The organism is Lacipirellula sp. (genome assembly GCF_965279485.1).
Lineage (GTDB): Bacteria > Planctomycetota > Planctomycetia > Pirellulales > Lacipirellulaceae > Lacipirellula.
The window spans coordinates 215,568-238,959 of record NZ_CBDIIC010000002.1; the positions used below are offsets into that span (position 1 = coordinate 215,568).

Sequence of the window (23,392 nt, forward strand, 5' to 3'; positions counted from 1 at the left end):
GTCGGATCAAAGCGAAATAAGTAAGAACGACGCCGCGCTATGCCAACAACTCCGCAATCGGCGTTCCTTCGGCGATCTTGATCGGCCGCTCGCCCATCGCAAAGTTCTCCGTATCGGGCGGCACGCCGAGAGCGGCGCTCACCGTCGCCAGCACGTCGCCAATCACGGTTGGCTTTTCCTCGACAGTCATGCCGTCAGCGCTCGTTTTCCCGTACGCTTGCCCGCCTTTCACGCCGCCGCCAGACAGCACGCACGACCACGCATTCGGAAAATGATCGCGCCCCCCCATTGAGTTGATCACCGGCGTGCGGCCAAACTCGCCCATCCAAACGATCGTCGTGCTGTCGAGCAGCCCGCGCTCGCTCAGCTCCGTCATTAGCGTCGCCCAGCCCGCGTCGAGTTCGCCCGACAGCTCTTTCACCAACTTGAAATTGTCCGCATGCGTGTCCCACCCGAGGCCCGAACCGAGCGCGACTTCGACGAACGGCACGCCGCGCTCCACCAACCGGCGAGCCAGCAGACAGCCTTGGCCGAACATGCCGGACCCGTACTTCTCGCGGACCGCATCGGGCTCTCGCGACAAATCAAACGCCGCCCGCACCTCGGGCCGCATCATGTCGGCCGCCTTGCGGTAGAGGGCGTGGTGATCGTTGAACGACGCCGCACGATGATCGTTCAGGAACCGCGTTTCCATCGCGTTCCACAACTTCATCCGCCGCATCGCTTGCGCTTCGCCGACGCCGCGCGGGAGTTCAAGATCGTCGAGCGTCAGCGCCGCAAACTTGCTGCCCGCCGTCGGTCCACCTGGCGCACCATTGCCGCCGACGAGTGCGGGAGCAAAACTCGGTCCCAGGAACCCCGGCCCGAACGCCGCGGGACTGATCTGCAGCGTCGGCGCCACGCTCACGTAATTCGGCAGCGACGATTCCGCCGTCTCGCCTAGTTCCTTCGCGAGCGAGCACGCGATCGACGGATACGCGACGGCGCCCATCGGCGGTTGGCCGGTGCGAACGAGGTGCGTGCCGCGTTCGTGGTCGCCTTCCTTCGTGGTGAGCGAGCGAATCACCGCGATCCGCTCGCCATGCTCGGCGAGCTTCGGCAAATGTTCGCTGAACCGCAGCCCCGGCGCCCGCGTGGCGATTTCCTTGAACTCGCCGCCGTTGTTGTGCCCCGGCTTCATGTCGAACGTGTCGGTCTGCGTCGGCCCGCCGCTCATCCACAGTAAGATGCAATGCCGCTTCCGCCGCGGGTCGGCCGCCACTTGCTCGGCCAGCGCCGGCAACCAACTCGCGCACGTCGTCGCCATCGCCCCCAATCCCAGATGCCGAAACATCTCGCGGCGATCGGGCTGCCAGAGTGGATTGAGCATCGGTTAGTCCGTCGACGTGTTAGTGATTAAACGCAAACTCGGTGCTGTTCAGCAGCGCCCAAAAACTATCGCTGAGCGCCTGCTGCCGCTCCTCGTCGCTCTTCGTCTCGCTCAGCGTTTCCACGAACAGCGCTCGCTCTTCCTCGTTCGGCAACCGCGCGAGCGTTGAGAGGAACAACGCGTCGATTCGTTCCGCGTCGCTGAGAAACGGCGCGCTGATGGCGCCGAGCAAGCGGCTTTCCTGCGGCCCCGTCACCCGCGAGGTCGTTTGCCCGTTCATCAACATCAGCGCCTGGAGCGTGCCGGCGCGGTACTCGGTCGGTTCGCCGGGCGGCGGACGCATGCGGCGGACGAACTCGACGCGGTTCGGATCTTCGTCGAGCATTGCCGCCATTTCGTTTGGCGTCCGCCCGGCGGCGTAACTTTGCTCGGGCGACGGCGCCAGCCGCATGAAACTGTCGTACAACTGCTCCGGCGTCAGCGGCTTCGGCAGCATTACCGCGAATAACTCCCGCGCCGGCGGCTTGTCCCCCTCGTAGTCGCTCGAACGCTGATACGCCTCAGTGTTCGCAAGCGTCCGCCACAACTGCTGCAGGTTGAACTTCGACTCGACAAAATAGTCCGCCAGCTCAACAAGCAGTTGCTCGTTCGCGGCGAGTTCCTGCGTGTCATCGAAATCGTCGAGCGAATCGACGAGCCCCTCGCCGAACAAGTGCGACCAGGCCCAGTTCACCGCCGCCCGTGAGAAGTAGCGGTTGTCGCGCGACGTAAGCCACAGTACCAATTGCGAACGGCGGGTCGTGCCGTCGTCGGTCGAGAGCTCTTCTCCGCGCGGATACTTCGGCGGCACCACCTCTTCCGACTCAGGAATTTTCACCTCGCCGCGGGGAACGTCGACCAGCTTGTACGACGTTTGCATTCCCATGCCAGCGCCTGGCGACTCGGTCCGCGCGAAGAATGCGGCCAGCCCCCAAAACTCCCGCTGCGACCAATCGGCGAAAGGATGATCGTGACACTGGGCGCACTGCAACTTCACGCCGAGGAACAACTCCGCCGCACTAGCAGCGACCTTCTCCGGCGCCACGCCGTGCGATTGGTAGTAAAGGGCAGGGCCGATTTCGTCGCCGCCGTTGGTGAGCAGCAAACTGCCGACCAGATTGTCGTACCGCAAGTTGCGAGCAAACCGCGTCCGCAACCACTTCTGCAGCGCAGCCGCATCGCGGGCCCGCGATGGATCGGCGCCGCTCGGCAGAATGCGATTCCGCCATGTCGTTGCCATGTGCGTCGAATGCCGCGACGACGCAAGCAACCGGTCGACGAGCGCCTGCCGCTTGTCGGGCTGCTCGTCCGCCAAGAAAACGCGAACCTCCGACGCCCGGGGCACGACGCCGGTCAGATCGAGCGACGCCCGCCGCAAGAACTCCGCATCGTCGGCCAGCGGCACCGGCGTCACGCCCGCCTTCGCTTGCCCCGCGGCCAACAGTTCGTCGATCCGCTGCGTCATCCGCAGTTGACGACCGTCGACGCTCAGTACAGCATCGGCCGACGGCGTGGCAATCTTGCCATCATCGCCCAGCGCCGAGGACGCGCTGCCGAGCGCTGCGAAACCAATGACCACCGCCAGCCAGCAAATGCGGCTGCGTTTGATAGCAGTATAGAAAAGCGACGCCATGAACCGCGCGGCCTCCGTGGCGCTCCGGGCATGCCCAAAGTCGGGTGAACGGCTCCAGTATAGCGTTCTTCGCCCGGCGGAGGCCACGATTGGCGGAAAAACGAGCCCGCGAATCACGCGAAGCGGCGCGAATTGGGAAAAGAATGACGCCCGGCCGATCGGCGGCCATACGCGTTATTCGCAGGCCGCCCTATGCGTCTGAGTTGATTCGCATGGGCTCCAGCCGCGGCACCAGCAAGTGAATGATCAGCACATTCACAAGATAGGACACCGACGCGACGCCCAAGATCGCCAGGTAGCCCGATTTCCAATGCTCGAGGACGTACCCCGTGCCAATCTGAAATCCCATCCCCACGAACCCCGCCGACATCCCGCCGAGGCCGACAATCGAGCTCACCACCTTCCGTGGCGCCATGTCGGAAACGAGCGTGTAGAGGTTCGCCGAGAACCCTTGATGAGCCGCCGCCGCGAGCGCGATGAGCGCCACCGCAATCCAACCGTTCGTCACCAGTGCCGCTCCGAAGACCGGCACGACACACAGCGCGCAGACGAGCAGCGTGATCTTCCGCGCGGCATTCAAGCTCCAACCCCGCTTGAGCAACCATCCCGACAGCCACCCGCCGGCGATGCTCCCCACATCGGCGGAGACGTAGATCACCACCAACGGCGGCCCGATATTTTTGAGGTCGAATCCAAACCGCTCGTACAAAAATCCCGCCGCCCAATACAGGTAAAACCACCAGATCGGCGAGCTGAGCGACATGCCCACAATAAACGCCCACACCTGCCGGTGGCGCAACAGTTCGAGCCAAGAGATCGCCTGCGGCGGATCGATCGGGTCGCTCTGGATGTAGGCGAGTTCGCTGGCCGAGACGCTCAGGTGGCGTTCGGGCGATTCGTACCACTTCCACCAGAAGATGAGCCAAATGAACCCGAGGAACCCCGTCGCGTAAAACGCGGCCGGCCAACCGTAGTTCTCCGTGATCCACGGCACCATCATCGGCGCCACCAGTGCTCCGACGCTGCTACCCGAATTAAAAATCCCCGTCGCGAGCGCCCGCTCGCGCTTCGGAAACCATTGACTCACCGACTTGATCGCCGCCGGAAAGTTCCCCCCCTCCGCCAAGCCGAGCGCCCCGCGCATGAAGCTAAAACCGAGAGCCGTCCGCACCAGCCCGTTGCCCATCGCCGCCGCGCTCCACGCCGCGACGCACAGCGCGTAGCCGACGCGCACGCCGAGCAAATCCATCGCCCGTCCCGCGAAGCCGTAGCCGAGCGCGTAGGCAAACGTGAACGACGCCGTCACGTTCGCAAATATTTCCTCGTCCCACTTCAGCTCGTTCATGAGCGTCGGCTTAAGAATGCCGAACACCGCGCGGTCGACATAATTGATCATCGCCGCGAAGAAGAGCAGCGCGCAAATCTTCCAGCGAACGTTTCCGCCGGACGCCGCGCTCGGCGGTGCGGTTTCGTTCGGCGCATCCACAGGGGCAGTCGCGAGCATGACGCTGGAGTCGTCCTGGAGCCAGTGCGGAAAATGAGCTGAGAAGAAGTTGGCCGCTTGGTGAGTCGATGGTACTCCGCCGGTAACGGCCTCTCTACGTCGACCGAATGCAAAATTCGCCCGAATATCGGCGAATGAGAGCAAAACGACCGGACGGTGTCGCGCGCGTAACGCTGCGTCCCCATGCAACGTCACGTTTGCGAGCGAGCGCTGCGAACCGTATAACGTCGTCAACGCCGACTACCCTCTTCGCTCCATTCACCTCGCGGCAGGCTTACAGATAATGACGTCGACTCGCACCGCTTCGAAACAAACGCTCTCCCTCATGGCGATGGCCGTTCTGGCCAGCCTCCTCAGCCAAACCAGCCAAACCAGCCAAGCCGCCGACGCGATGCGCGTCTACATCGGCGCCTACACCCAAAACGGCGGCCGCGGCATCAACCAAGCCTCGTTTGATCCGAACACCGGCGAACTGAAACTGCTCGGCCTCGTCGGCGAAGCGAAGAACCCGTCGTTCTTGGCGCTCCCCGCGAACGATGAATTTCTCTACTCCGTCAACGAAATCGGCGACTACAGCGCCACGCGCGGCGGCATGCTCAGTGCGTTCGCCGTCGACGCCGAGTCGGGCAAGCTGTCGCTGCTCAACCACGAATCAACCGAGGGAACGGGGCCGTGCTTCGTTTCGCTCGACAAAGAGGGCAAGCACGCGCTCGTCGCCAACTACGGCAACGGAACCGTCGCCGTCCTGCCGATCGACGCCGTTGGCAAGCTACAACCCGCGAGCTCCGTCATGCAACAGGAAGGGTCCGGCCCGAACACCGCCCGCCAGGAAGGTCCGCACGCCCACTCGATCAAGCTCGACGCGGCCAATCGCTTCGCCCTCGCCTGCGACCTCGGCGCCGACAAGGTCTTCGTCTACCGCTTCGATCCGACGAAGGGAACGCTCACGCCGAACGAGACGCCGTGGTTCCAAACGGCCCCCGGCGCCGGCCCACGTCATCTGGCATTTCATCCCAACGGTAAGTGGGTTTACGTCGTCAACGAACTCGACTGCACGCTCGTCGCCGCTGCGTACGACGCCGAGCAGGGAGTGTTGAAGGCCTTGCAAACTGAAACGACGCTCCCTCCCGGCGGCGTCGAAGGGAACACTTGCGCCGAAGTCGTTGTCCACCCCAGCGGAAAATTCGTTTACGCCTCGAACCGCGGCCATGATTCGATCGCGATGTTCGCCATCGACGCGACGACCGGCAAGCTCACGCCGCTCGGCCAACACCCCGCCGGCGGCAAGACGCCGCGGAACTTTAACATCGATCCCAGCGGCAAGTTTCTGCTCGCCGCGCTGCAAGGTTCGAACCGCGTTGTCGTCCATGCGATTGACCAAGCCACCGGCAAGCTAACGCAAACCGATCACGCGATCGAAACGCCGATGCCGGTCTGCATCAAGTTCGTGCCGTAATCGCATGAACAGTGCGCTACCGCGCGTCGCCGCGACGCCCACAATCACGGTATCGCGCACCACGCTGGCGCTCCTACGCAAACTTCGCCCCCTCAACGCGTTACGTCATCCCGCAGCGCTGTCCCCTCGCCGCACAGTTGGTTAAGCTCGAAGTGTGAACTCAACGGAAAGGCCGCTCACCGCGAGTCTTCTCCGGCGAGCCCCTCCCTTTATGGGAGGAGTCTTCCATCGACACGCAGCGAGGTTGACGCATGCATCGTTTCGCACTGGCGAACTGTCTGGTTCTGCTTTCCCTGGCGACCGCCGCTCAAGCTCAAGAGGCCGAGCCGACTGAACGCCCCGTCGACCCGGCGGTCATCAAGCGTTTCGCCACGCAGATCGAACCCGACCTCAAGGGCAGCCAAGCCCGCATCCGCCAGTACGTCGATTCGTTCCGCCTCGGCATGGCCAACGACGCCCGCCTCTGCGCGTTCGCCGTCGCCGGCGAACCAGTCGGCGAGAACGGCGTGCGCCTCACCGGCTTCGTCGAGTTCCCCGAAACCCGCAACGCGCTCGACGCCTTCTTCAAGTCGCTCGGCTTCTCGCCCGTCAAAAACGAAGTCGCGACGATGCCGTCGGAAAAACTCGGCGCCAAACGCTTCGGCATCATCAAGTCGCCCCATAGCCTGTCGTACGCCGAACCCGCCGAGAAGGAAGTCGTCACCGACTGCCTCCTCGGCGAATCGCTCTTCCTGATGCAGCTGGAAGACGACCACTACCTCGTCCACGGCGGCGACGGCTACCTCGGCTTTGTGGCGGCGAAGGATATCCTGCCGGTCGATGAAGCGGCGTTCGCCGAGTACCTCGCCGGCCCGCGCGTTTGCGTTCGCACCGATCAAAAGTCGGGCGACGCGGTGACGCTCCCCGCCGGCGCCCGATTGAAGTGGGTTCGCACCGAGGGCGAGAACCATGTCGCCCTGATGCCGACCGGCGAAGAAGTGAGCGTGCCGGTCGCCGTCAGCGACATTCGCGACACGCCGCGAGAAAAGATCGACGTCGTGTGCACCAACGCCAAGCAGCTCCTCGGCACCGAATACCTGTGGGGCGGCAAAACCTCCGGCGGCGTCGATTGCTCGGGCCTCGTGCAAGTCTCGTTCGGCAACGCTGGCGTCCGCCTGCCGCGCGACGCGAGCCAGCAAGTCCATATGGGCCAACTCACCGGCACCCGCTGGTCGCGGGCCGCGATGCGCCGCGGCGACACGCTCTACTTCGTCAACCCGCAGGGAAAGATCAGCCATACCGGCCTCTACCTGGGCGACGACCAATTCATCCACGCCGTCTCGCCGGTGGTCGTCATTAACAGCTTCAATCCAGAAGACAAAAACTACGACCGCGCCCGCCACGCCTCGTTCGCCTTCGGGCGGCGATTGTGGGAGTAATTCGGGAATTTTTTGACTAAACAAGCCAACCACCTCACTCGATCGAGTCTCGCCATGCGTTACCTCGCCTCCGCGCTATTCGCCGCAGCATCGCTCACGTTCGCCGTTCAACTCCACGCCGCCGAAGTCGGCGAGCAAATTGAACGAACTGGCGACGAAATCATGGTCTGCGGCCAGCTCTTCCACACGACGGCGCCAGTCGTCCTGTGGACCGACCCGAAAGGCTACGACGCCTACCGCACGGAACGCCGCTTCGGGCCGATCGAGAAATCGACCTGGGAAGAGACGATCAAGGAGCTGCCGGAGATGGCGACCAACGGCCCGGCCCGTTACGGCATCCGCACCGAAGGGCTCGCTCCTGTTGAAATCGAAGAAGTCCGCGGCGGCGGTTGGCCGTTGCCGCTGCTGCAACGCACCGTCGATCAGTTTGTCCTGCACTACGACGTCTGCCCGGTGAGCGAAACCTGCTTCAAGGTGCTCCACGATCACCGCAACCTGAGCGTCCACTTCATGCTCGACGTCGACGGCACGATCTACCAAACGCTCGACCTCAAGGAACGGGCCCGCCACGCCACGATCTCGAACGCTCGTTCGATCGGCATCGAAATTGCCAACATGGGCGCTTACGGCGTGAAGAACAAAGACGCGCTCATGAAGTGGTACGAAGCGACCGACGGCGGCGAAATTCGCCTCCGCCCCGCGAAGGCCTACGACGAACTCGGCGTCCGCACTCCGTCGTTCGTCGGCAAGCCCGCCCGGCAAGAACTGATCGTCGGCAACATCCAAGGCCAAGATCTCGCCCAGTACGATTTCACGCCCGAGCAATACGAATCGCTCATCAAGCTGACCGCGACTCTCTGCAAGATCTTCCCAAAGATCAACTGCGACTACCCCAAGGATGCCGACGGGAAGCTGGTCTCGAAGAAGCTGAGCGACGAAGAGTGGAAGGCCTACCAAGGCGTGATGGGCCACTACCACGTGCAGCTCAACAAGACCGACCCGGGACCGGCGTTCGATTGGGAAAAGGTGATCGGCGGCGCGCAGAAGCTAATGAAGAAGTAATGAGCTCCCTAGCCCCTGGCTCCGCCAGGGGGTCGGCAACCATGCCGGCAAACGGTCGCGATACGCAACGCCACCCCCGGGCGGAGCCCGGGGCTAGAGTCGAATTCGCACCAGCGCAAGAACAAACGGGGCCAGCCTCACGGCTGGCCCCGTTTTCGTTAACTTATTAAACCTATTAAACCAACCCGCAGCGCGTCTTACGGCGTACCAATCACCTCTTCCGAAGACGAAGGCGTCGCCGGCGTCGCACCTTGCGGTTCCTGCAACCGCGCCGTGTACCAAGTCTGCTCCCCGCTGTTCGGCGTGGCGACGCTCACCTCGCCGCTCGGCGACGTCAACGTCTTGAGCGACGCCGAGAACTGCAACTCCGGCGTCGAGACGACGTTCCAGGTCGCAATCTGCGTCGTCCGGTCGATCGTCCCCGTAACGTTCTCCGACAGATCGTCGTCGGCGTTGTAGTACACGCCTTTGATCTCACCGGCCCGGCTGACGCTCAGCTGCATCAGTTCCTTCTCGCCGCCAGCCGGCGGTTCGAGGGCGTAGACGCCCAGCGACAACCAATCGCCGTCGGCATCCGTAGCCCCATCAGTCCCTACGTTCGCGGCGACTGTCGACTGCGGGTCGACGCTTTCGGCCGTGGTATCGTCATCCGCCGAGCTGTTGTCGATGTAGGTCGTCGTGTTCACGCCGCCGTCGTCGTACGCCGTGGCGCCAATCCACGCCGTCGTGGCGGCAAAGCTCGCCGCCGCCCACGCGTCGGCGTTCGGATGTTCGTAGCGCCATGCATTCGGATGGTTGGCGTACCAGCCGTGCGAGAACGGCTCATCGCCGGTGTTGAACCGGTTCACCCAGCCCTGCGCGTTGTCGCGCAGCTCGTTGGCCCGCTCCGACGCCTCGCCGCGACGGTCGCCGTCAAGGGCGCCCCGTTCGCCCGCTAAACGTTCACCCGCTAAACCATCTCCAGCCAAGCGATCACCAACGCCGCGCGCTCCCTCGCCCGGCAGCCCCAGGAATTGTTGAAGTTGCCGTTCCCCTTGGGCGCCATCAGCCAGCGGGCGAGCTCCTTCGCCATCGAGCGCGCCATCGCGACCCAACGCATCGCGTCCCGCGTCGAGCCCGCCGTTAAGCCGGTCGCCGCCAGCGAGGCCATCGCCCAGATCACGGCCAAGATCGCCGCGATCCAAACCGCCGGCATCGCCGAGTCCTCGGTCGCCGCCGCGGAACTCACCGCCGCCCCCGGCAAATGCCCGACCGCCCATGCCGCCGCGACCACCGCCTCCGCCGCGAGCTTCAGCCTTCGCGACAACAACGACCACTGCCAAGCAAGCCATGGCGAGCGTCATTCCGATTGATTTCTTCGACATCTTTAATTCACCCCAAGAAAAGTTTCAGATAAGTCCGTTGCTTGATTCCTTCTAGCCCCGGGCTCCGCCCGGGGGTCGCTAACCATTCCGCTCGGCGTCGACCCGCGTCACATCACCCCCGGGCGGAGCCCGGGGCTAGAAGCGGAACGCCTAGCCACCGCCAAATCACTCCGCCGGTTGCTTCAACCGCGACGAAGTCCAAGTCTGCTTCTCGCCATCGGCGAGCGTCACATCGACGGGTCCTTCGCCGCTGGTGAGCGTCTTTAGCGGCGCCGAGAACGCGACCTTCTGATTCGCATCGACCTTCCAGTACGCAGTGTTCGTCTCGCGATCGACTTCGCCGGTGAGGTTCGAGCTCTCATCGGTCGCCTTCGCATAGGCAACCCCCTCGAGCGTGCCGTCGCGACGCAGCGCGAGCTGCACGAGTTGCTCGCCCCCTTCGTTCGGCGCTTCGAGCGCGAACACGCCGAGCGGCAACCAATCGCCGGCCGGAGCGTTCTCGCCGTTTGCCGGCGGTTCGGCATAGTTGGCCGACAGGACGGGCGACGCGCCGACGCTGGTGACGATCGATTGATTCGACTCAGGCGCCGCCGTGTTGTTGATGTCGTAGGTGTTCCAGCCGAGCCACGAGTTCACCGTGTCGAGGCCCGCCCAACCCCACAAGCCGCCAGCGAGATAGCTGTTGCGCCAAGCTCCGACATGGCCGGCATACCACTCGTTCGAAAAAGGGCGATCGACGCCATGGCGACCATTCACCCAACCTTGGGCGTCGTGATGCCAACCGCGGTGATCATCGCGATGTTCGGCATGGTGATCCGCATCGTGATGCTCCGCATGGTGATCCGCGTGATGTTCACCCGAGTGGTGCTCGCTGCTGTGATGTTCGCTGTGGTGCTCTTCATGGTGCTCGGTGTGATGCTCGCCCCCATGGTGTCCGCCGGCATGGCCTCCGCCGTGCCCGCCTCCGTGACCACCGCCGCGAGCTTGCACTGTCGCCGCGAACAACGTCGCCCCCAGGAATGAAGCGGCCAACGTGTAACGAGGAACGCGTCTGAGCATGATTTCCCCCTGCGCCGACGATGCGGCAAATCAAAAGAGTGAGTGGAACCACGGTGGGCCGATTCGGCCCGTTGATGAGTTACTGAAAAGCGGCGCCCCATGGGGCGTTACGAAACCGTAGCTCACGAATGGCCGTCGCAAGCCGCCAGATCATGCGGCCTGTAACGATTCCCCGGCAGCCGCGGGTCAACGACCCGCCGGAGCGGTGATAGAAAGAATGTCGAATGGGGAATGCGGAATGTGGCAGGACTAAGTATTCAACCGCTCACAGCCGCCTTCCCCATTCCCCATTTAGCATTCCTCATTTGTTTCCGCTCCGGCCGGTCGTTGACCGGCGGCTACTGCTTCCCGCACTGACTGCCGGCGCCCTGGTCCTTCCGCCGCGTTGCCGCAAAAATAGATTCCCGCCCATTCACTCCCGCCTCTGGAGCTCCCCGCTATGGAATACCGTCGCCTCGGCCACTCTGGCTTCAACGTCCCCGCCCTCACGTTCGGCACCGGCACCTTCGGCGGCAACACCGAGCTGTTCAAAGCGTGGGGCGAGACCGACGTCAAAGAGGCCACTCGCCTGATCGACGTCTGCCTCGACGCGGGGCTGAACATGTTCGACTCGGCCGACATCTATTCCAAAGGCATGGCCGAAGAGATCCTCGGCGCCGCGATCCATGGCCGCCGCGACAAAGTCCTCATCTCGACGAAGGCGACGTTCCGCAGCGGAGAAGGCGCCAACGACGTCGGCTCGTCGCGGTTCCACCTCATTAAGTCGGTCGAGGCCGCCCTCAAGCGTCTCGGCACCGACTACATTGATCTCTTTCAACTCCACGGCTTCGACGCGAAGACGCCTGTCGAAGAAGTGCTTCACACGCTCGACGACCTCGTTCGCGCCGGCAAGATCCGCTACATCGGCTGCTCGAATTTTTCGGGCTGGCACCTGATGAAGTCGCTCTCTGCGAGCGATCGCCACGGCTGGACGCGGTACGTCGCCCATCAGGCCTATTACTCGCTCGTCGGCCGCGACTACGAGTGGGAGCTGATGCCGCTTGGCATCGATCAAGGCGTCGGCGCCGTTGTCTGGAGCCCGCTCGGTTGGGGCCGCCTCACCGGCAAGATCCGCCGTGGCCAGCCGTTGCCGGAGCAAAGTCGCCTGCAAAGCCAAGCCGCCAACGATGCCGGCCCGCCGGTCCCGATGGAGCAGGTGTACAAAGTCGTTGACGCGCTCGACGAAGTCGCCAAGGAAACGGGCAAAACCGTTCCGCAAATCGCGCTCAACTGGCTGCTGCAACGGCCGTCGGTCTCGACCGTCATCATCGGCGCCCGCAACGAAGAGCAACTCCGCCAGAACATCGCCGCCGTCGGCTGTAATCTCACGGCCGAGCAAGTCGCGAAGCTCGACGCCGCGAGCGAAACGCCGATCGCGTACCCCTATTGGCATCAACGGTTCTTCGTCGAACGCAACCCGAAGCCGGTGTAGGTTGGGCTTTTAGCCCGACAGCGCCAAGGAAAAGCAAAATAGGTGGAACCGCCGATGAACGCAGATGAACGCCAATAAAATCATCTGCGTTCATTTGCGTCCATCGGCGGTTTCAACGCATTCCCCGCATTCCCTTGGCGCTCTTGGCGTCCTTGGCGGTTAATCCTTTCGACTTAGGGTGCGAAGCCGCATTTAGCGACACCCCAGTCGATCCGCGCAACGCATCCCGCCGCGGATTGCCCGTAATCTGCACGCTCCCGCCCGCAAAAATTGTGGTCTAGACTCCCCGCCGCCCGACTTGCGTACAATGGGGCTACGGAAATGGAGTCGCCTCGTTCCTCGACTGCTGCGAGTCGTCAGAATGCCGAGCCGCCACGCACTGCTCCCGCTGTTGATCGCCGCCCTCTCTGCCGGCGCTTCGGTCAATCTCCCCTTCGCCTCGGCGCAAGCCCCGGAACCTGCCGCCGCTGAATCGGCTCCCGCCGAACCCGCTGCTGCGGAAGCGACCGCTGCAAAGGCGCCCCCCGCTGCCGGCGGCGGCCTCGGCAGCTTCCAGCCGGTCGCCATCGAGCCCGAAGGCCGCAAAGCGATCGACAAGGGAATGAAGTTCCTGCTTGGCGCCATGCGGCAAGACGGCAAGATCGGCGCCGACGTCAACTACCCGCCCGATCTCAGCTGCACCGCAATGCTCGGCCTCGCGCTCCTCGCCGAAGGCAACACTCCGTACGGCGGCCCCCACTCGGCCGAGCTCCGTCGCGTCCTCGACGCGGTGCTCAATATGGCCGACGCGCTCCCGTCGGGCGCTCGTCCGCATAGCCGCACGACGCTCGTGCAACACAAGATCGGCCTCAACGCCGACCGCTTCCTCGCCGCCGTCTTCCTCAGCGAGATCATCGGCGAGACCGGCGAAGTCGACGGCGAAGTCCACAAAACGCTCGAACGCTTGGTGAAAGACATCAGCGACACCCAAGGCGCCGACGGCACCTGGGGCGACGAAAGTTGGGCGCCCGTCCTCGGCACCGTGCTCGGTTGGGAAAGCCTTCGCAACTCCGCCTCCTGCGGCCTGAAAGTCGACGCCTCCGCCGAACTCGTCGGCCAAGCACTGCTCAAAAAGCTCCGCGCCAAAAACTCCAGCCACGAAGGCTGGATGCACGATTTCTACAAGAACGCCTCGGCCATCCGCGTCCTCTACTCGATGGGCCACCGCGACGATCCCCTCTACAAGCAATCGCTGGAGCGAACGATTTTCGCCGCGCAAAAAGACGAACGCCCGTTCAAAGAAGCCGGCGGCGAAGAATTTTTGGCGTTCTTCCTGGTAAGCGAGTGCCTGCTGCAATCGCCCGACGGCGAAGGAGTCACCTGGTATCCGCTGGTGAGCAAGGGCCTGATCAAAACGCAAAACCCCGACGGCAGCTGGACTGGCCACCACTGCATCACAAACCGCACCTTCTGCACCGCCGCCGCGCTGCTGACGCTCCAGGCGCCGAACTACTGCCTCTCGATTTCGAATCTATGAGCGCTGATCGCCGGTGGGGAATCGTGGCGACGGCAACGCGTTTGGCGTGGCTCGTTGCGCTCCTTCCTCTCGCCGACAGGCTGCAGGCCGCTCCGCCAATCGCCGCGTCGGCAACTAAGATCAATGCCGCCATCAATCGCGGCGCCGGGTGGCTCGTCGCGCAACAACATCCTGACGGCGCTTGGCGATCGACAAGCTACACGCAACTCAACGCGGGCCCCGGCGCCACCGCCCTCGCCGCCGCCACGCTCGCAGAACTAAATACGCGCGGGCCGGAAGCGTCAGCGCCCGGGGCGCCACCGCAAGCCGCGCTCGGACCTGCACTCTCCTACCTCCTCAAAAACCTCGCCCCCGCCGGCCACGTCCGCGACGCGAGTGGCGCCGACGAATACCCCACCTACGCCACCGCCCTCACGCTCATCGCCCTCAACCAGCTTCCCGCCGCCGAGCGCGAACCGCACGCAGCTGCGATCCGCAAGATGCAGGCGTACCTAGTCGCCGCCCAGGTGACGCAACCGCTCCCCAACAAGCTCGCCACGGCCGACGACGTCGGCGGCTGGGGGCTCGTCGGCGGCGATCCGACCGACCCCAGCTCTTTCCGTACGAGCAACGTCTCGACGACGCGATTCGCGCTCGAAGCGCTGCAACCCGTCGCGGCCGAGCATCCCGAAACCTTCGCTCGCGCGAAAGCGTTCCTCGCCCGCCGCCAACAAGCCGACGGCGGTTTTGCATTTCTCAGCGACCCGCTCGACCAACTCAACAAAGCCGGCGCCAACGATCCCGCCGACGACAAAGCCCCGTTCATCGCCCGCTCCTACGGCACCACCACCGCCGACGGCCTCCTCGCCCTCCGCGCCTGCGGCCTCGCCGACGACGATCCGCACGTCGCCGCCGCGATCGCGTGGCTCAACGCCCACCCAAACGTCGACGCCGTCCCCGGCTTCGCAGCGGACGAAGTTTCGACAGCAATGGCTGACGGGCTGTACTACTACTATGCCGCGTCGCTCGTCCACGCGATGGCGGCGTACCCCGAAGCCGACTTCGGCCGCCAGTCCCACGCGCTCGCTAACGAGTTGCTCTACCGCCAACGCGACGACGGCACGTGGGCAAATCTAGCTTCCACAATGCGCGAAGACGACCCGCTGGTCGCCACGACGCTCGCCCTCAACGCACTGGCCGCACTTTCGAAGAATCAACCTGAAGCAGAAACGAATCCCGCGAATCAACGCGAATAATTACAAAGACACATTCTTCATTCGCGAAAATTCTCGCGATGCGCGGTCAACGCAATTCCGACTCCCAGAAAAAGCAGGTCCCCTAGTGACGAAATTCTCCCCACGCCTGCTCACCACGCTCCCGCTCCTCATCGCGGTACTCGCCAACTCTCTCGCTCTCAACGCCAAAGCTCAAGACGCCGCCGGCATCACCTCGGCCCAAGTCAACGAAGCGATCGCCCGCGGCGTCCGCTATCTCAAATCGCAACAGCTCCCTGACGGCGCCTGGGAAGAGCGGGCCCTCTACGCCGGCGGCCTCACCCCCCTCGCCACGCTCGCGCTGCTTCAAGCAGGCTGCGACCCCAAAGACGAAGCCGTCGCCAAAGCCCTCAAGTATCTCCGCAACTTCCGCCCCGAAGCCACCTACACCGCATCGTTGCAGACGATGGTCTTCTGCGCCGCTGAGCCCGAGCGCGATCGCCTGCTCATCGAACGCAATGTGAAGTGGCTCGAAGATCACCAAATCCGCGACGGCGCCCAGTCCGGCATGTGGGCTATCCCCACCCTTGGCACGCCCGACCACACCGATAACTCGATGACCCACATGGCGATGCTCGCCCTGTACGAAGCCGAACGCGTCGGCGTCGCCGCCACCGACGAAACCTGGCGGCTCGCCCTCGACTATTGGCGCCGCGAACAAAATCCCGACGGCTCATGGGGTTGGGGCCCCGACTATCCCGGCACCGGCAGCATGACCGCCGCCGGCATCGCCTCGGTCCTCGCCGCCAGCGAACGCCTCGAACCCTCCGACGCCCGCGTGCAGGGCGACGCCATCTCCTGCTGCAATCCGCAAACACCCAACAAAAGCGTCGACCTCGGCATGTCGTGGCTCCGCCGCAACTTCTCCGTCAATCGCAACCCCGGCGTCGACTACTGGCACTCCTATTATATGTTCGCACTCGAACGCGTCGGCCGCATCACCGCACAGCGCTTCATCGGCGATCACGATTGGTACCGCGAAGGCGCCGAAGTCATCGTCGGCATGCAGCTTCCCGACGGCTCGTGGCCTTCCGATCTCGACGAAGAACATCTCGACGATCTCCGCGTCCCGACGAGTTTTTATTTGATGTTCCTCGCGAAGGGGCGCCGCCCGCTCGTGCTCGCGCACGTCAAGCACGAACCAGTCGGCGATTGGCGTCGCCATCGCGGCGCGCTGCTCCACCTCGTCGCCTCGGTCGAGCGCGAGTGGAAGCTGCCGCTCGCGCACCAAGTCGTCGACATCGGCCCCGCGACGGTCGAAGACCTCCTCCAAACGCCCGTCCTCTACATCAGCGGCCACGACGCGCCGCAGTTCACCGCTGAGGAAAAAGAAAAGCTCCGCATGTACGTCGATCGCGGCGGCTTTTTGTTTTTCGACCAATCGTGCCTCGGCGGCGGCTTCGACGCCGGCGTCCGCGAGTTGATCGCCGAACTCTTCCCCAACCCCGACACGAAACTCCGCCCGCTGCCGCCAAGCCATCCGATCTGGCGGATGGAACGCCCCGTCGATCCGACGACGGCGCCTCCCGTCTACGGCGTCGAGGTCAGTTGCCGCACCGCGGTCGTCTACGTCCCCGACGATCTCGGTTGCCGCTGGGAACTCCTCGGCCGCAATCGCGAGCTCAGCTACCCGCCAGCCGTTCGCGCGCGAGTCGAACAAGCCGAGACGCTCGGCCTGAACATTCTCGCGTACGCCACGAATCGCGAAGTCGGCTACAAAGATCCCGCCGTGCCGACGCCGGACGGGGGCGACGACGCCGACGATTCCCGCGGCACAATCCGCATCGCGAACATCCTCCACCCCGGCGGCTGCGAAGGCGCCCCCGGCGCGCTCCGCAATCTGCTCCACCTCGCCGACCACCATCTCCGCATCATCATCGCCGTGCCGCAAGAAGTGTCGCTCTCCTCGCCGACGCTCTTCAGCAACAATTTTCTCATGTTCCACGGCCGCACGGCGTTCACGCTAACGCCGGCCGAACGCAAAGGGCTGCGCGAGTTCGTCGAACGCGGCGGCACGGTCCTCGCCGACGCGATTTGCTCGAGCAAAGAATTCACCGACTCGCTGCGCACCGAACTGAAAGAAATCTTCCCCGAATCGCCCCTCGCGCCGATCTCCGCCGACGATCCGCTGTTCACCACCGAGTACGGCGGCTACGACCTCGCCAAAGTGACGCGCCGCCGCAACTCCGGCGGAACGCGCGATGCGGAAAGCGGCGGCGTCGCGAGCATCGAATCAGAAGAGCCGCCGCAACTCGAAGCGGTAACGATCGACGGCCGCCACGTGATTATCTTCTCGCCGCACGACCTCAGTTGCTCGCTCGAAGGCGCCGCCCCGCAATGCGAAGGCTACACCCGCCAAGACGCGGCGCGGATTAGCCTCAACGCCCTCCTCTACGCGATCCACTAACGCGCGAATGCATCGCCGGCTCCCTAGCCCCGGGCTCCGCCCGGGGGTCGGTATCCATACCGGCACGCGTAGCCCCGCGCAACGCCCCCCCGGGCAGAGCCCGGGGCTAAAGCGCCGCCACCCACTCGCTGCACACTACCACCGCAGTCATCCGATAGCTGACAATCACGCCCCCTCCGCGCACCAATCGGGTAAAATGCCCGCACCACCACGCCGGAGCAGCACCATGCGATTCGCCTTCACTCTCCTGTTCGTCATCGCCGCGGCGCTGCTCCCTGCCGCGCGATCAACTGCCGCCATCTCCTACACCGGCGTCAATCTCGCCGGCGCCGATTTTGGCGAAGGCTCGCTCCCCGGCACGTACGGCACGCACTACATCTACCCGAACAACAACGAAGTCGAATACTTCCTCGACCGCGGCATGAACACGTTCCGCCTGCCGTTTCGCTGGGAGCGGCTGCAGCGTTCTCTCTCGGCGCCGTTCGACGCCACCGAGCTCAACCGCCTCAACGCGTTCGTCAACTACGCCACGTCGCAAGGGGGCCATGTTGTCCTCGATCCCCACAACTACGCTCGCTACAACGGCAATGTCATCGGCGGCGGGTCGGTGAGCAACGCCCAGTTCGCCGACTTCTGGTCGCGGCTCGCCACGCAATACAAAGACAACCCCAACGTCATCTTCGACCTGATGAACGAGCCGAACTCGCTGCCGACCGAACAGTGGCTCTCCGCCGCGAACGCTGCCATCGGAGCCATCCGCACTGCCGGCGCGCAAAACCTGATCCTCGTCCCCGGCAACGCCTGGACCGGCGCCCACAGCTGGAGCGACAACTGGTACGGCACGCCCAACGCCTCGGTGATGCTCGGCGTTGTCGACCCGGCGAACAACTACGCCTACGACGTCCACCAATATCTCGACAGCGACAGCTCGGGAACAAGCGACACGATCGTCAGTCCCACGATCGGCGCCCAACGCCTCGCCGGCTTCACGCAGTGGCTCAAAACAAACAACCGCCGGGGCTTCCTCGGCGAGTTCGCTGCCGCCAACGCCACGTTTGGCACAGCCGCCGGCCAAATCGGCGACGAAGCAATCACGAACATGCTGCAGCATGTCGCCGACAACGACGACGTCTGGCTCGGCTGGACTTGGTGGGCCGCCGGCCCCTGGTGGCAAGAATACCGCTTCACGCTCGAACCAACGAACCTCAACAGCGGCAATCCGGTTGACCGCCCCGCGATGGCGACGCTCGCACCCTTCTTCGCCGATGGCTCCACAACACCAATCACCGGCGACTACAACCTCGACGGCCATGTCGATGGCGACGATCTTGCGCTGTGGCGCACGCAGTTCGGCCAAACGGCCCCGAACCTCGCCGCCGACGGCGACGCCAACGGCCGCGTCGACGGCGCCGACTTCTTACTATGGCAACGCTATGCCGTAGCGGCCACGACAAGCACGCAAACTGCCGTCCCTGAACCAAGCACGTGCATCCTCCTAGCGTTCGCGCTCCTCAGCGCGGCGAGCCTGCGTCCCCCTGGCCCCGGGCTCCGCCCGGGGGTCGCTCACCACGCCGAATGATGTTGCCGCACGCGACGCTATCACCGAAGAAAGCTCACGGCTACAAAGGTTACTGCCCCGCATTGACGCCCATCCAACCTTCGTGAGCTACGCGATGAACCTCGCCACGAGCGCCGACCGCAGCCCCTTCCAGTGGAACGCCGGCGGTTGGCTCGGCGCGCAACTCGGCGGCACCGGTTGGCTGCTCGGCGGAGCCCTTTATATGCTCCTCTCGGCGCCAGAAGTCTCCGTGATTTGGTTCGCGGGATTTGTGATCCTCAACGCCATCGGCTGGGCCCTCTGGCGACGCCGCGAGCGTCTTCGCGCTCACACAGCAATTCAGCTTTTGCTCGCCGCGATCGGCATCGTCGGCCTCGTCGCCTGGACCGCGCTACTCCAGCTGCGCCCCGACATCCCCCGCAAGGAACTGTGGCCCACAAGTTACTGGCCGCTCGCCATCATCCCCGCGATGATGCTCTGGTTCGCCATCCGCGAACACCTCTCCCGCCGCCCCGCCGTTTAGCCCCCGATTCTTCAAACCGGGGGATGGCGAGTGTGCGGTTCTTCAAACCGGAGACTCACAACGGCCGCCATCGCACCGGATTTTCTACATCGGAAATTGCTTTTGGCCACCCGACTCGCTACACTGAACATTAGAACACATCCAAACAACCGCCCGCCAACCGCGCCGGCGGTCATTTGGCGCTGCGCTCTTTGACAACCCAGCTCACTAGCGATCGCTGCGAAGGTGGAGTCGATGTCAGGCACGACACGCTCAGCAGACGTCGCCTGACGATCACGTTGATGTCGCATCTTAATGTCGCCTTGTCGCCTGCAGAACGGTTCAAAAAGCCGCTTAAGCTATTGCAATGCAACGAGTTGAGTAGTGTCGCCTAAAATGCGTATTTCCATCCGCAGGCGACGCGAAACGACATCCAACAAACGTCTAGCCCCGGGCTCCGCCCGGGGGCGGCCTCCATTCCGGAAGGCATCGTCGCGCGTGGTGCAACCCCCGGGCGGAGCCCGGGGCTAGAAGCGCCATGACGCCCTTCGCCGCGCGTACCCGGCGTCTCGCGAAAAAAACAAGCGGGCCACCCGCCTACAAGGCATCGTGGCCCGCTTGCCCCAATCAAGCGCTCGGTTACTGCAGACCGTTTCCACGGCCCGCATCATCTTTTCGCAAAACAGTTACTTGCGAAGCGGCCTCCGCATGAACGGCAACGCCGCTGCCGCCGCGGCCAACAGCCCCCACGTCGCCGGTTCCGGCACCGCAGCCGCGGCCGTCGTCGTCGGTAGGGCAACGCCGCTGCCGAACTGCCGCTGCCACGCGAGGAAGTCGGCGCCGTCGACTTTACCGTCGCCGTTCGCATCGCCCGTCGACTTCGTCCCGCCTGCAGCCAGTCCGTAGTTCGTCTTCCACAGCACGAGATCCGCACTGTCGACGTCGCCATCGAGATCAAAGTCGGCAGCGAATCCCGCGGCCGCTCCCGCGACCAACGTCGCCGAGTTGGCGCCGTATTGAACGCTCCAAGTATTGGCGCCGTTCGTGGTGATGGCGGCAAACGTCCCCGCCAGACCGCCAGTTGTGGTGAGAATGGGGAACGTCGCCCCCGTCGCCGCGACGAAACCAGTCGGCACGACGACGTTCAGCGTGCCGTCTAGCGTGGCAGCGCCGTTAACGGCAAGCTTGTCGAAGCCTGTGCCATCGAGGTCGATGTCAAAGAACGATCCGGTTCCGAAACCAACGTTGCCCGAGACGGTCAACTGGCCGATCGTCACGCCCGGATTGATCCGTCCGTTCGCAACGACCGAGACATTCGACGCGTCGCCAGCCGTGCCAACGAAGCCAGTACCGCCCAGCGTGCCGCCGTCGATCACCGAAACGTCGCCGGTCCCTACGGCCGAGCCGGTCGTATTGTTGGCCAACAGCGGCCCTTGGTCGACGATCGTCCCGCCGTCGTAGGTGTTCGCGGCGGTGAGGGCGAGGGAGCCATTGCCCACCTTCGTCAAGGGAGCGCCCGTGCCACTGATCACGCCGCTGAGGACGGAGTCGACGACCGCCGTGCCGTTGCGAGCGTTGATCGTCCGCGCCGTTCCCGCGAGGTCGATCGGATTCTCAATTTCGATCGTTCCATCCGAACCGCCAGCACTCAACAGCAAGTTACCCGAGACGAACCCGTCGCCCCACACGAGCGGCGCCTTCGCCCCGCCGATGTTCACCTTGCGATTGCCGCCGTAGGCCGCAAAGCCGGCGTTGAAGGTCGCCCCGAACTGAATCTGTCCCGGCCCCGTACCGATGCCGCTGGTGAAGTCCGACGCTCCCAGCCCGATCGTGCCGCCGCTGGCGGTGATCTGGATGTTCGCGATGTTGCCGCCGGTGACCCCGCCGGGGATCGAGTTGGCGTTCGTGAGAATGACGACGCCGTTGTTGATCTGCGTGGCCCCGGTGTAAGTGTTCGCCGCGGCGAACTCCACGTTGCCCGGCTGCGTTTTGTTAAGCGTGCCCGAACCGCTGATCACGCCCGTGAGACGCGCGTCGAGGTCGGCCGTGCCGTTGCGAATCGCCAAGACGCGGGTCGACGCACCGAGGTCGATTGGATTGGTAAACGTGATCGTGCCCGCAGCGTTGTCATCCGAGAGCACAAAATTGTTCGCCGCGAAGCTGTTCAGGCCCCACGCCACGCCCGCGCCGCCGTTGAGGGTCACCGTATGATTCCCGCTGAACGCCGCGAAGCCGCCGTTGCCGGTGGTGAACTGCAACTGGCCCGGCCCCGTGCCGAGCGTGCCGTTGTAGTCGCCGATCACGAGGCCAAGCAAACCACCCGCTCGCAGCGTCACGTTGGTCGTCGCCGGCAGCGCTTCGGCGTGCTCAAGCACCAGGGCGCCGTTGTTGACAATCGTCGGCCCCGTGTAGGTGTTCTTCGCCGCGAGGGCGAGGGCGCCGGGCCCCATTTTAGTGAGCGTCGCCGCGCTGTTCGAGCTGATCTCGCTCGTGATCCGCGCTTCGATCGGCGCCGGGCCCTCGTAGGTCCGGATGGTGCGGTTCGCCGCGCCGATGTTGAGCGGATTCTCGAACACGACCGTGTGGGTCGCCGTCGTCGAACCAAACGTCAGCTCCCCGAACGTCGCTCCCGCATCGCCCCAGACGATCGGCGCCGAGGCGCCGCCGAAGTTGACGACGCGGTTCGCCCCGTAGGCCGCAAAGCCGTTGGTGCCGACATTGTTGAACTGGATCTGATCCGGCCCCGTTCCGATGCTCCGCTTCAAGTCGCTGGCGCCCAGCCCGAGCACCGATGCATCGTTCAGTGCAATGTTGCTCGTCCCGCCGGTGGCGCCGAGGCCGCCAGGGATCGAGTTGACGTTATTCAACCGCACCGTCGTGTAGTTGGCGCCGCCCGTGCCGCCGATCACCGTACCGCCGGCGTACGTCCCCGCTCCCCCCAGAATGACGTCCCCCGTGCCGCTCGTGCCGCGGTTGATCAACAAGTTGCCGGCGCCCGAGAAGCCTTGGGCGAAGCGGATCGAATCGTTGTCGAACTGCGAAATGGTGAGCTGCGAGTTAAAAATCAGCGGCGCATCGACGACGCTCAGCCCCGTTCCTTCGGCCGAGTTGCTGTTCGACACCAACCCTGTGCCGCTGAAGGTAAGCGTGTTCGTCGCCGAGCCAACGATCGTCGTCGGGGAGACGTCGGTGACGAGCACTCCTTTGTTGATCGTGAGCGAATCGAGTTCAATCGCTTGCCCGAGGTTGATCGTCAGCGCCCCCGTCGGCGCCGGCAGAATCGCGACAGCGCCGACGCCGTTCGGAAACGGCTGCGGCGGCGACGGTCCCCAGTTGTTGGCGTCGTTCCACGCTTGCGTCCCGCTCGTCGGCACAAAGTCGGCCCCCGCCGCTTGCCGCCGATCGCCCAGCGACACCGCCGCCACTCCCATCGCGCCCCACACGGTCGCCTGCCACGTGATTCTTCGTTTCATATTTGCCATCTCCCAGAAAGGTTTGGTATTTGATAGTTCGTCGCCGAGAGCGCAGTCGCCCCCGCGCGTAGACTGCCGACGAGCCGCAGCGTCGTTCGGCTGGAAACGCACCTAACAAGCGATGCCGCAACAGCGCTCAGACGAGGCTGAAAAAGATCGCGCAGTCGACAGGCCCCCGCTCGTCGACTGCGCGAAGAAGTGCGTCATGCAAACATCCGCCGGAAACAGAGCGCGCTTCCGGCTTTCCAGTTCGCCGCGCAACAAAGAAGACAAACGCCGCCGCGTTGGCCGCGGTAGGCTTTTTCAGA

16 protein-coding genes are annotated in these 23,392 nt (G+C 64.3%); 10 read left to right on the forward strand and 6 right to left on the reverse strand.

Features of this window, described 5'->3' with window-relative positions; genetic code table 11:
- Positions 1–37: 37 nt before the first annotated feature.
- The 3 genes from ACQY7R_RS08390 to ACQY7R_RS08400 form a co-directional block, all read right to left on the reverse strand.
- Positions 38–1,369 carry a DUF1501 domain-containing protein gene (locus ACQY7R_RS08390; RefSeq protein ID WP_428305158.1) on the reverse strand — a complete coding sequence of 444 codons (1,332 nt, stop codon included), beginning with the start codon at positions 1,367–1,369 and terminating at the stop codon, positions 38–40.
- Positions 1,370–1,388: 19 nt separating this feature from the next.
- Complete coding sequence (locus tag ACQY7R_RS08395; RefSeq protein ID WP_428305159.1) at positions 1,389–3,041, reverse strand: DUF1549 and DUF1553 domain-containing protein; 1,653 nt, start codon at positions 3,039–3,041, stop codon at positions 1,389–1,391.
- A 190-nt stretch (positions 3,042–3,231) separates the two neighbouring features.
- Positions 3,232–4,545, reverse strand: coding sequence for an MFS transporter (locus tag ACQY7R_RS08400; RefSeq protein ID WP_428305160.1), 1,314 nt, complete (start codon positions 4,543–4,545; stop codon positions 3,232–3,234).
- A 283-nt stretch (positions 4,546–4,828) separates the two neighbouring features.
- Between ACQY7R_RS08400 and ACQY7R_RS08405 the strand changes: the two genes are divergently transcribed.
- From ACQY7R_RS08405 to ACQY7R_RS08415, 3 genes are all read left to right on the forward strand, one after another.
- On the forward strand, positions 4,829–6,001 hold the full coding sequence (locus ACQY7R_RS08405; RefSeq protein ID WP_428305161.1) for a lactonase family protein: 1,173 nt from the start codon (positions 4,829–4,831) through the stop codon (positions 5,999–6,001).
- A 251-nt stretch (positions 6,002–6,252) separates the two neighbouring features.
- Positions 6,253–7,419 (forward strand): C40 family peptidase, encoded by a 1,167-nt coding sequence (locus ACQY7R_RS08410; RefSeq protein ID WP_428305162.1) that lies wholly within the window; start codon positions 6,253–6,255, stop codon positions 7,417–7,419.
- A 54-nt stretch (positions 7,420–7,473) separates the two neighbouring features.
- The gene (locus tag ACQY7R_RS08415) at positions 7,474–8,481 is read left to right on the forward strand and encodes an N-acetylmuramoyl-L-alanine amidase (protein ID WP_428305163.1); all 1,008 of its coding nucleotides are present in this window, start codon (positions 7,474–7,476) and stop codon (positions 8,479–8,481) included.
- 197 nt (positions 8,482–8,678) lie between these two features.
- Here the strand turns inward: ACQY7R_RS08415 and ACQY7R_RS08420 are convergent, their stop codons facing one another.
- Together ACQY7R_RS08420 and ACQY7R_RS08425 are read right to left on the reverse strand one after the other, a co-directional pair.
- The gene (locus ACQY7R_RS08420) at positions 8,679–9,845 is read right to left on the reverse strand and encodes a hypothetical protein (protein ID WP_428305164.1); all 1,167 of its coding nucleotides are present in this window, start codon (positions 9,843–9,845) and stop codon (positions 8,679–8,681) included.
- A gap of 165 nt (positions 9,846–10,010) precedes the next feature.
- Entirely contained in the window at positions 10,011–10,601 is a 591-nt protein-coding gene (locus ACQY7R_RS08425) for a hypothetical protein (protein WP_428305165.1), read from the reverse strand.
- Between ACQY7R_RS08425 and ACQY7R_RS08430 the strand changes: the two genes are divergently transcribed.
- The 7 genes from ACQY7R_RS08430 to ACQY7R_RS08460 all read left to right on the forward strand — a co-directional run bounded on the left by ACQY7R_RS08430 (position 10,587) and on the right by ACQY7R_RS08460 (position 19,632).
- Complete coding sequence (locus ACQY7R_RS08430; RefSeq protein WP_428305166.1) at positions 10,587–10,868, forward strand: hypothetical protein; 282 nt, start codon at positions 10,587–10,589, stop codon at positions 10,866–10,868. The two genes, ACQY7R_RS08425 and ACQY7R_RS08430, sit on opposite strands and share 15 nt — an antisense overlap.
- A gap of 475 nt (positions 10,869–11,343) precedes the next feature.
- Positions 11,344–12,375 carry an aldo/keto reductase gene (locus ACQY7R_RS08435; RefSeq protein ID WP_428305167.1) on the forward strand — a complete coding sequence of 344 codons (1,032 nt, stop codon included), beginning with the start codon at positions 11,344–11,346 and terminating at the stop codon, positions 12,373–12,375.
- A 361-nt stretch (positions 12,376–12,736) separates the two neighbouring features.
- The gene (locus tag ACQY7R_RS08440) at positions 12,737–13,891 is read left to right on the forward strand and encodes a hypothetical protein (RefSeq protein ID WP_428305168.1); all 1,155 of its coding nucleotides are present in this window, start codon (positions 12,737–12,739) and stop codon (positions 13,889–13,891) included.
- On the forward strand, positions 13,888–15,126 hold the full coding sequence (locus ACQY7R_RS08445) for a prenyltransferase/squalene oxidase repeat-containing protein (RefSeq protein WP_428305169.1): 1,239 nt from the start codon (positions 13,888–13,890) through the stop codon (positions 15,124–15,126). Before ACQY7R_RS08440 ends, ACQY7R_RS08445 begins: the two co-directional genes overlap by 4 nt.
- 85 nt (positions 15,127–15,211) lie before the next feature.
- Positions 15,212–17,551, forward strand: a complete 2,340-nt coding sequence (locus ACQY7R_RS08450) for a DUF4159 domain-containing protein (RefSeq protein WP_428305170.1) — start codon at positions 15,212–15,214, stop codon at positions 17,549–17,551.
- A gap of 226 nt (positions 17,552–17,777) precedes the next feature.
- Positions 17,778–19,130, forward strand: a complete 1,353-nt coding sequence (locus ACQY7R_RS08455; protein ID WP_428305171.1) for a cellulase family glycosylhydrolase — start codon at positions 17,778–17,780, stop codon at positions 19,128–19,130.
- Between the two features lie 94 nt (positions 19,131–19,224).
- Positions 19,225–19,632 (forward strand): hypothetical protein, encoded by a 408-nt coding sequence (locus tag ACQY7R_RS08460; protein WP_428305172.1) that lies wholly within the window; start codon positions 19,225–19,227, stop codon positions 19,630–19,632.
- A gap of 665 nt (positions 19,633–20,297) precedes the next feature.
- On the opposite strand, the gene ACQY7R_RS08465 is transcribed toward ACQY7R_RS08460, so the two are convergent.
- Positions 20,298–23,084, reverse strand: a complete 2,787-nt coding sequence (locus tag ACQY7R_RS08465; RefSeq protein WP_428305173.1) for a beta strand repeat-containing protein — start codon at positions 23,082–23,084, stop codon at positions 20,298–20,300.
- Between the last annotated feature and the right edge of the window lie 308 nt (positions 23,085–23,392).

What these genes read in the sequence shown, in the direction of transcription:
- ACQY7R_RS08465 (WP_428305173.1), bottom strand. Translation starts at nt 23,084, where the DNA reads ATGAAACGAAGAATCACGTGGCAGGCGACCGTGTGGGGCGCGATGGGA.
- ACQY7R_RS08415 (WP_428305163.1), top strand. Translation starts at nt 7,474, where the DNA reads ATGCGTTACCTCGCCTCCGCGCTATTCGCCGCAGCATCGCTCACGTTC.
- ACQY7R_RS08410 (WP_428305162.1), top strand. Translation starts at nt 6,253, where the DNA reads ATGCATCGTTTCGCACTGGCGAACTGTCTGGTTCTGCTTTCCCTGGCG.
- ACQY7R_RS08420 (WP_428305164.1), bottom strand. Translation starts at nt 9,845, where the DNA reads ATGTCGAAGAAATCAATCGGAATGACGCTCGCCATGGCTTGCTTGGCA.
- ACQY7R_RS08445 (WP_428305169.1), top strand. Translation starts at nt 13,888, where the DNA reads ATGAGCGCTGATCGCCGGTGGGGAATCGTGGCGACGGCAACGCGTTTG.
- ACQY7R_RS08455 (WP_428305171.1), top strand. Translation starts at nt 17,778, where the DNA reads ATGCGATTCGCCTTCACTCTCCTGTTCGTCATCGCCGCGGCGCTGCTC.
- ACQY7R_RS08430 (WP_428305166.1), top strand. Translation starts at nt 10,587, where the DNA reads ATGGCGACCATTCACCCAACCTTGGGCGTCGTGATGCCAACCGCGGTG.
- ACQY7R_RS08400 (WP_428305160.1), bottom strand. Translation starts at nt 4,545, where the DNA reads ATGCTCGCGACTGCCCCTGTGGATGCGCCGAACGAAACCGCACCGCCG.
- ACQY7R_RS08395 (WP_428305159.1), bottom strand. Translation starts at nt 3,041, where the DNA reads ATGGCGTCGCTTTTCTATACTGCTATCAAACGCAGCCGCATTTGCTGG.
- ACQY7R_RS08435 (WP_428305167.1), top strand. Translation starts at nt 11,344, where the DNA reads ATGGAATACCGTCGCCTCGGCCACTCTGGCTTCAACGTCCCCGCCCTC.
- ACQY7R_RS08405 (WP_428305161.1), top strand. Translation starts at nt 4,829, where the DNA reads ATGACGTCGACTCGCACCGCTTCGAAACAAACGCTCTCCCTCATGGCG.
- ACQY7R_RS08440 (WP_428305168.1), top strand. Translation starts at nt 12,737, where the DNA reads ATGCCGAGCCGCCACGCACTGCTCCCGCTGTTGATCGCCGCCCTCTCT.
- ACQY7R_RS08390 (WP_428305158.1), bottom strand. Translation starts at nt 1,369, where the DNA reads ATGCTCAATCCACTCTGGCAGCCCGATCGCCGCGAGATGTTTCGGCAT.
- ACQY7R_RS08460 (WP_428305172.1), top strand. Translation starts at nt 19,225, where the DNA reads ATGAACCTCGCCACGAGCGCCGACCGCAGCCCCTTCCAGTGGAACGCC.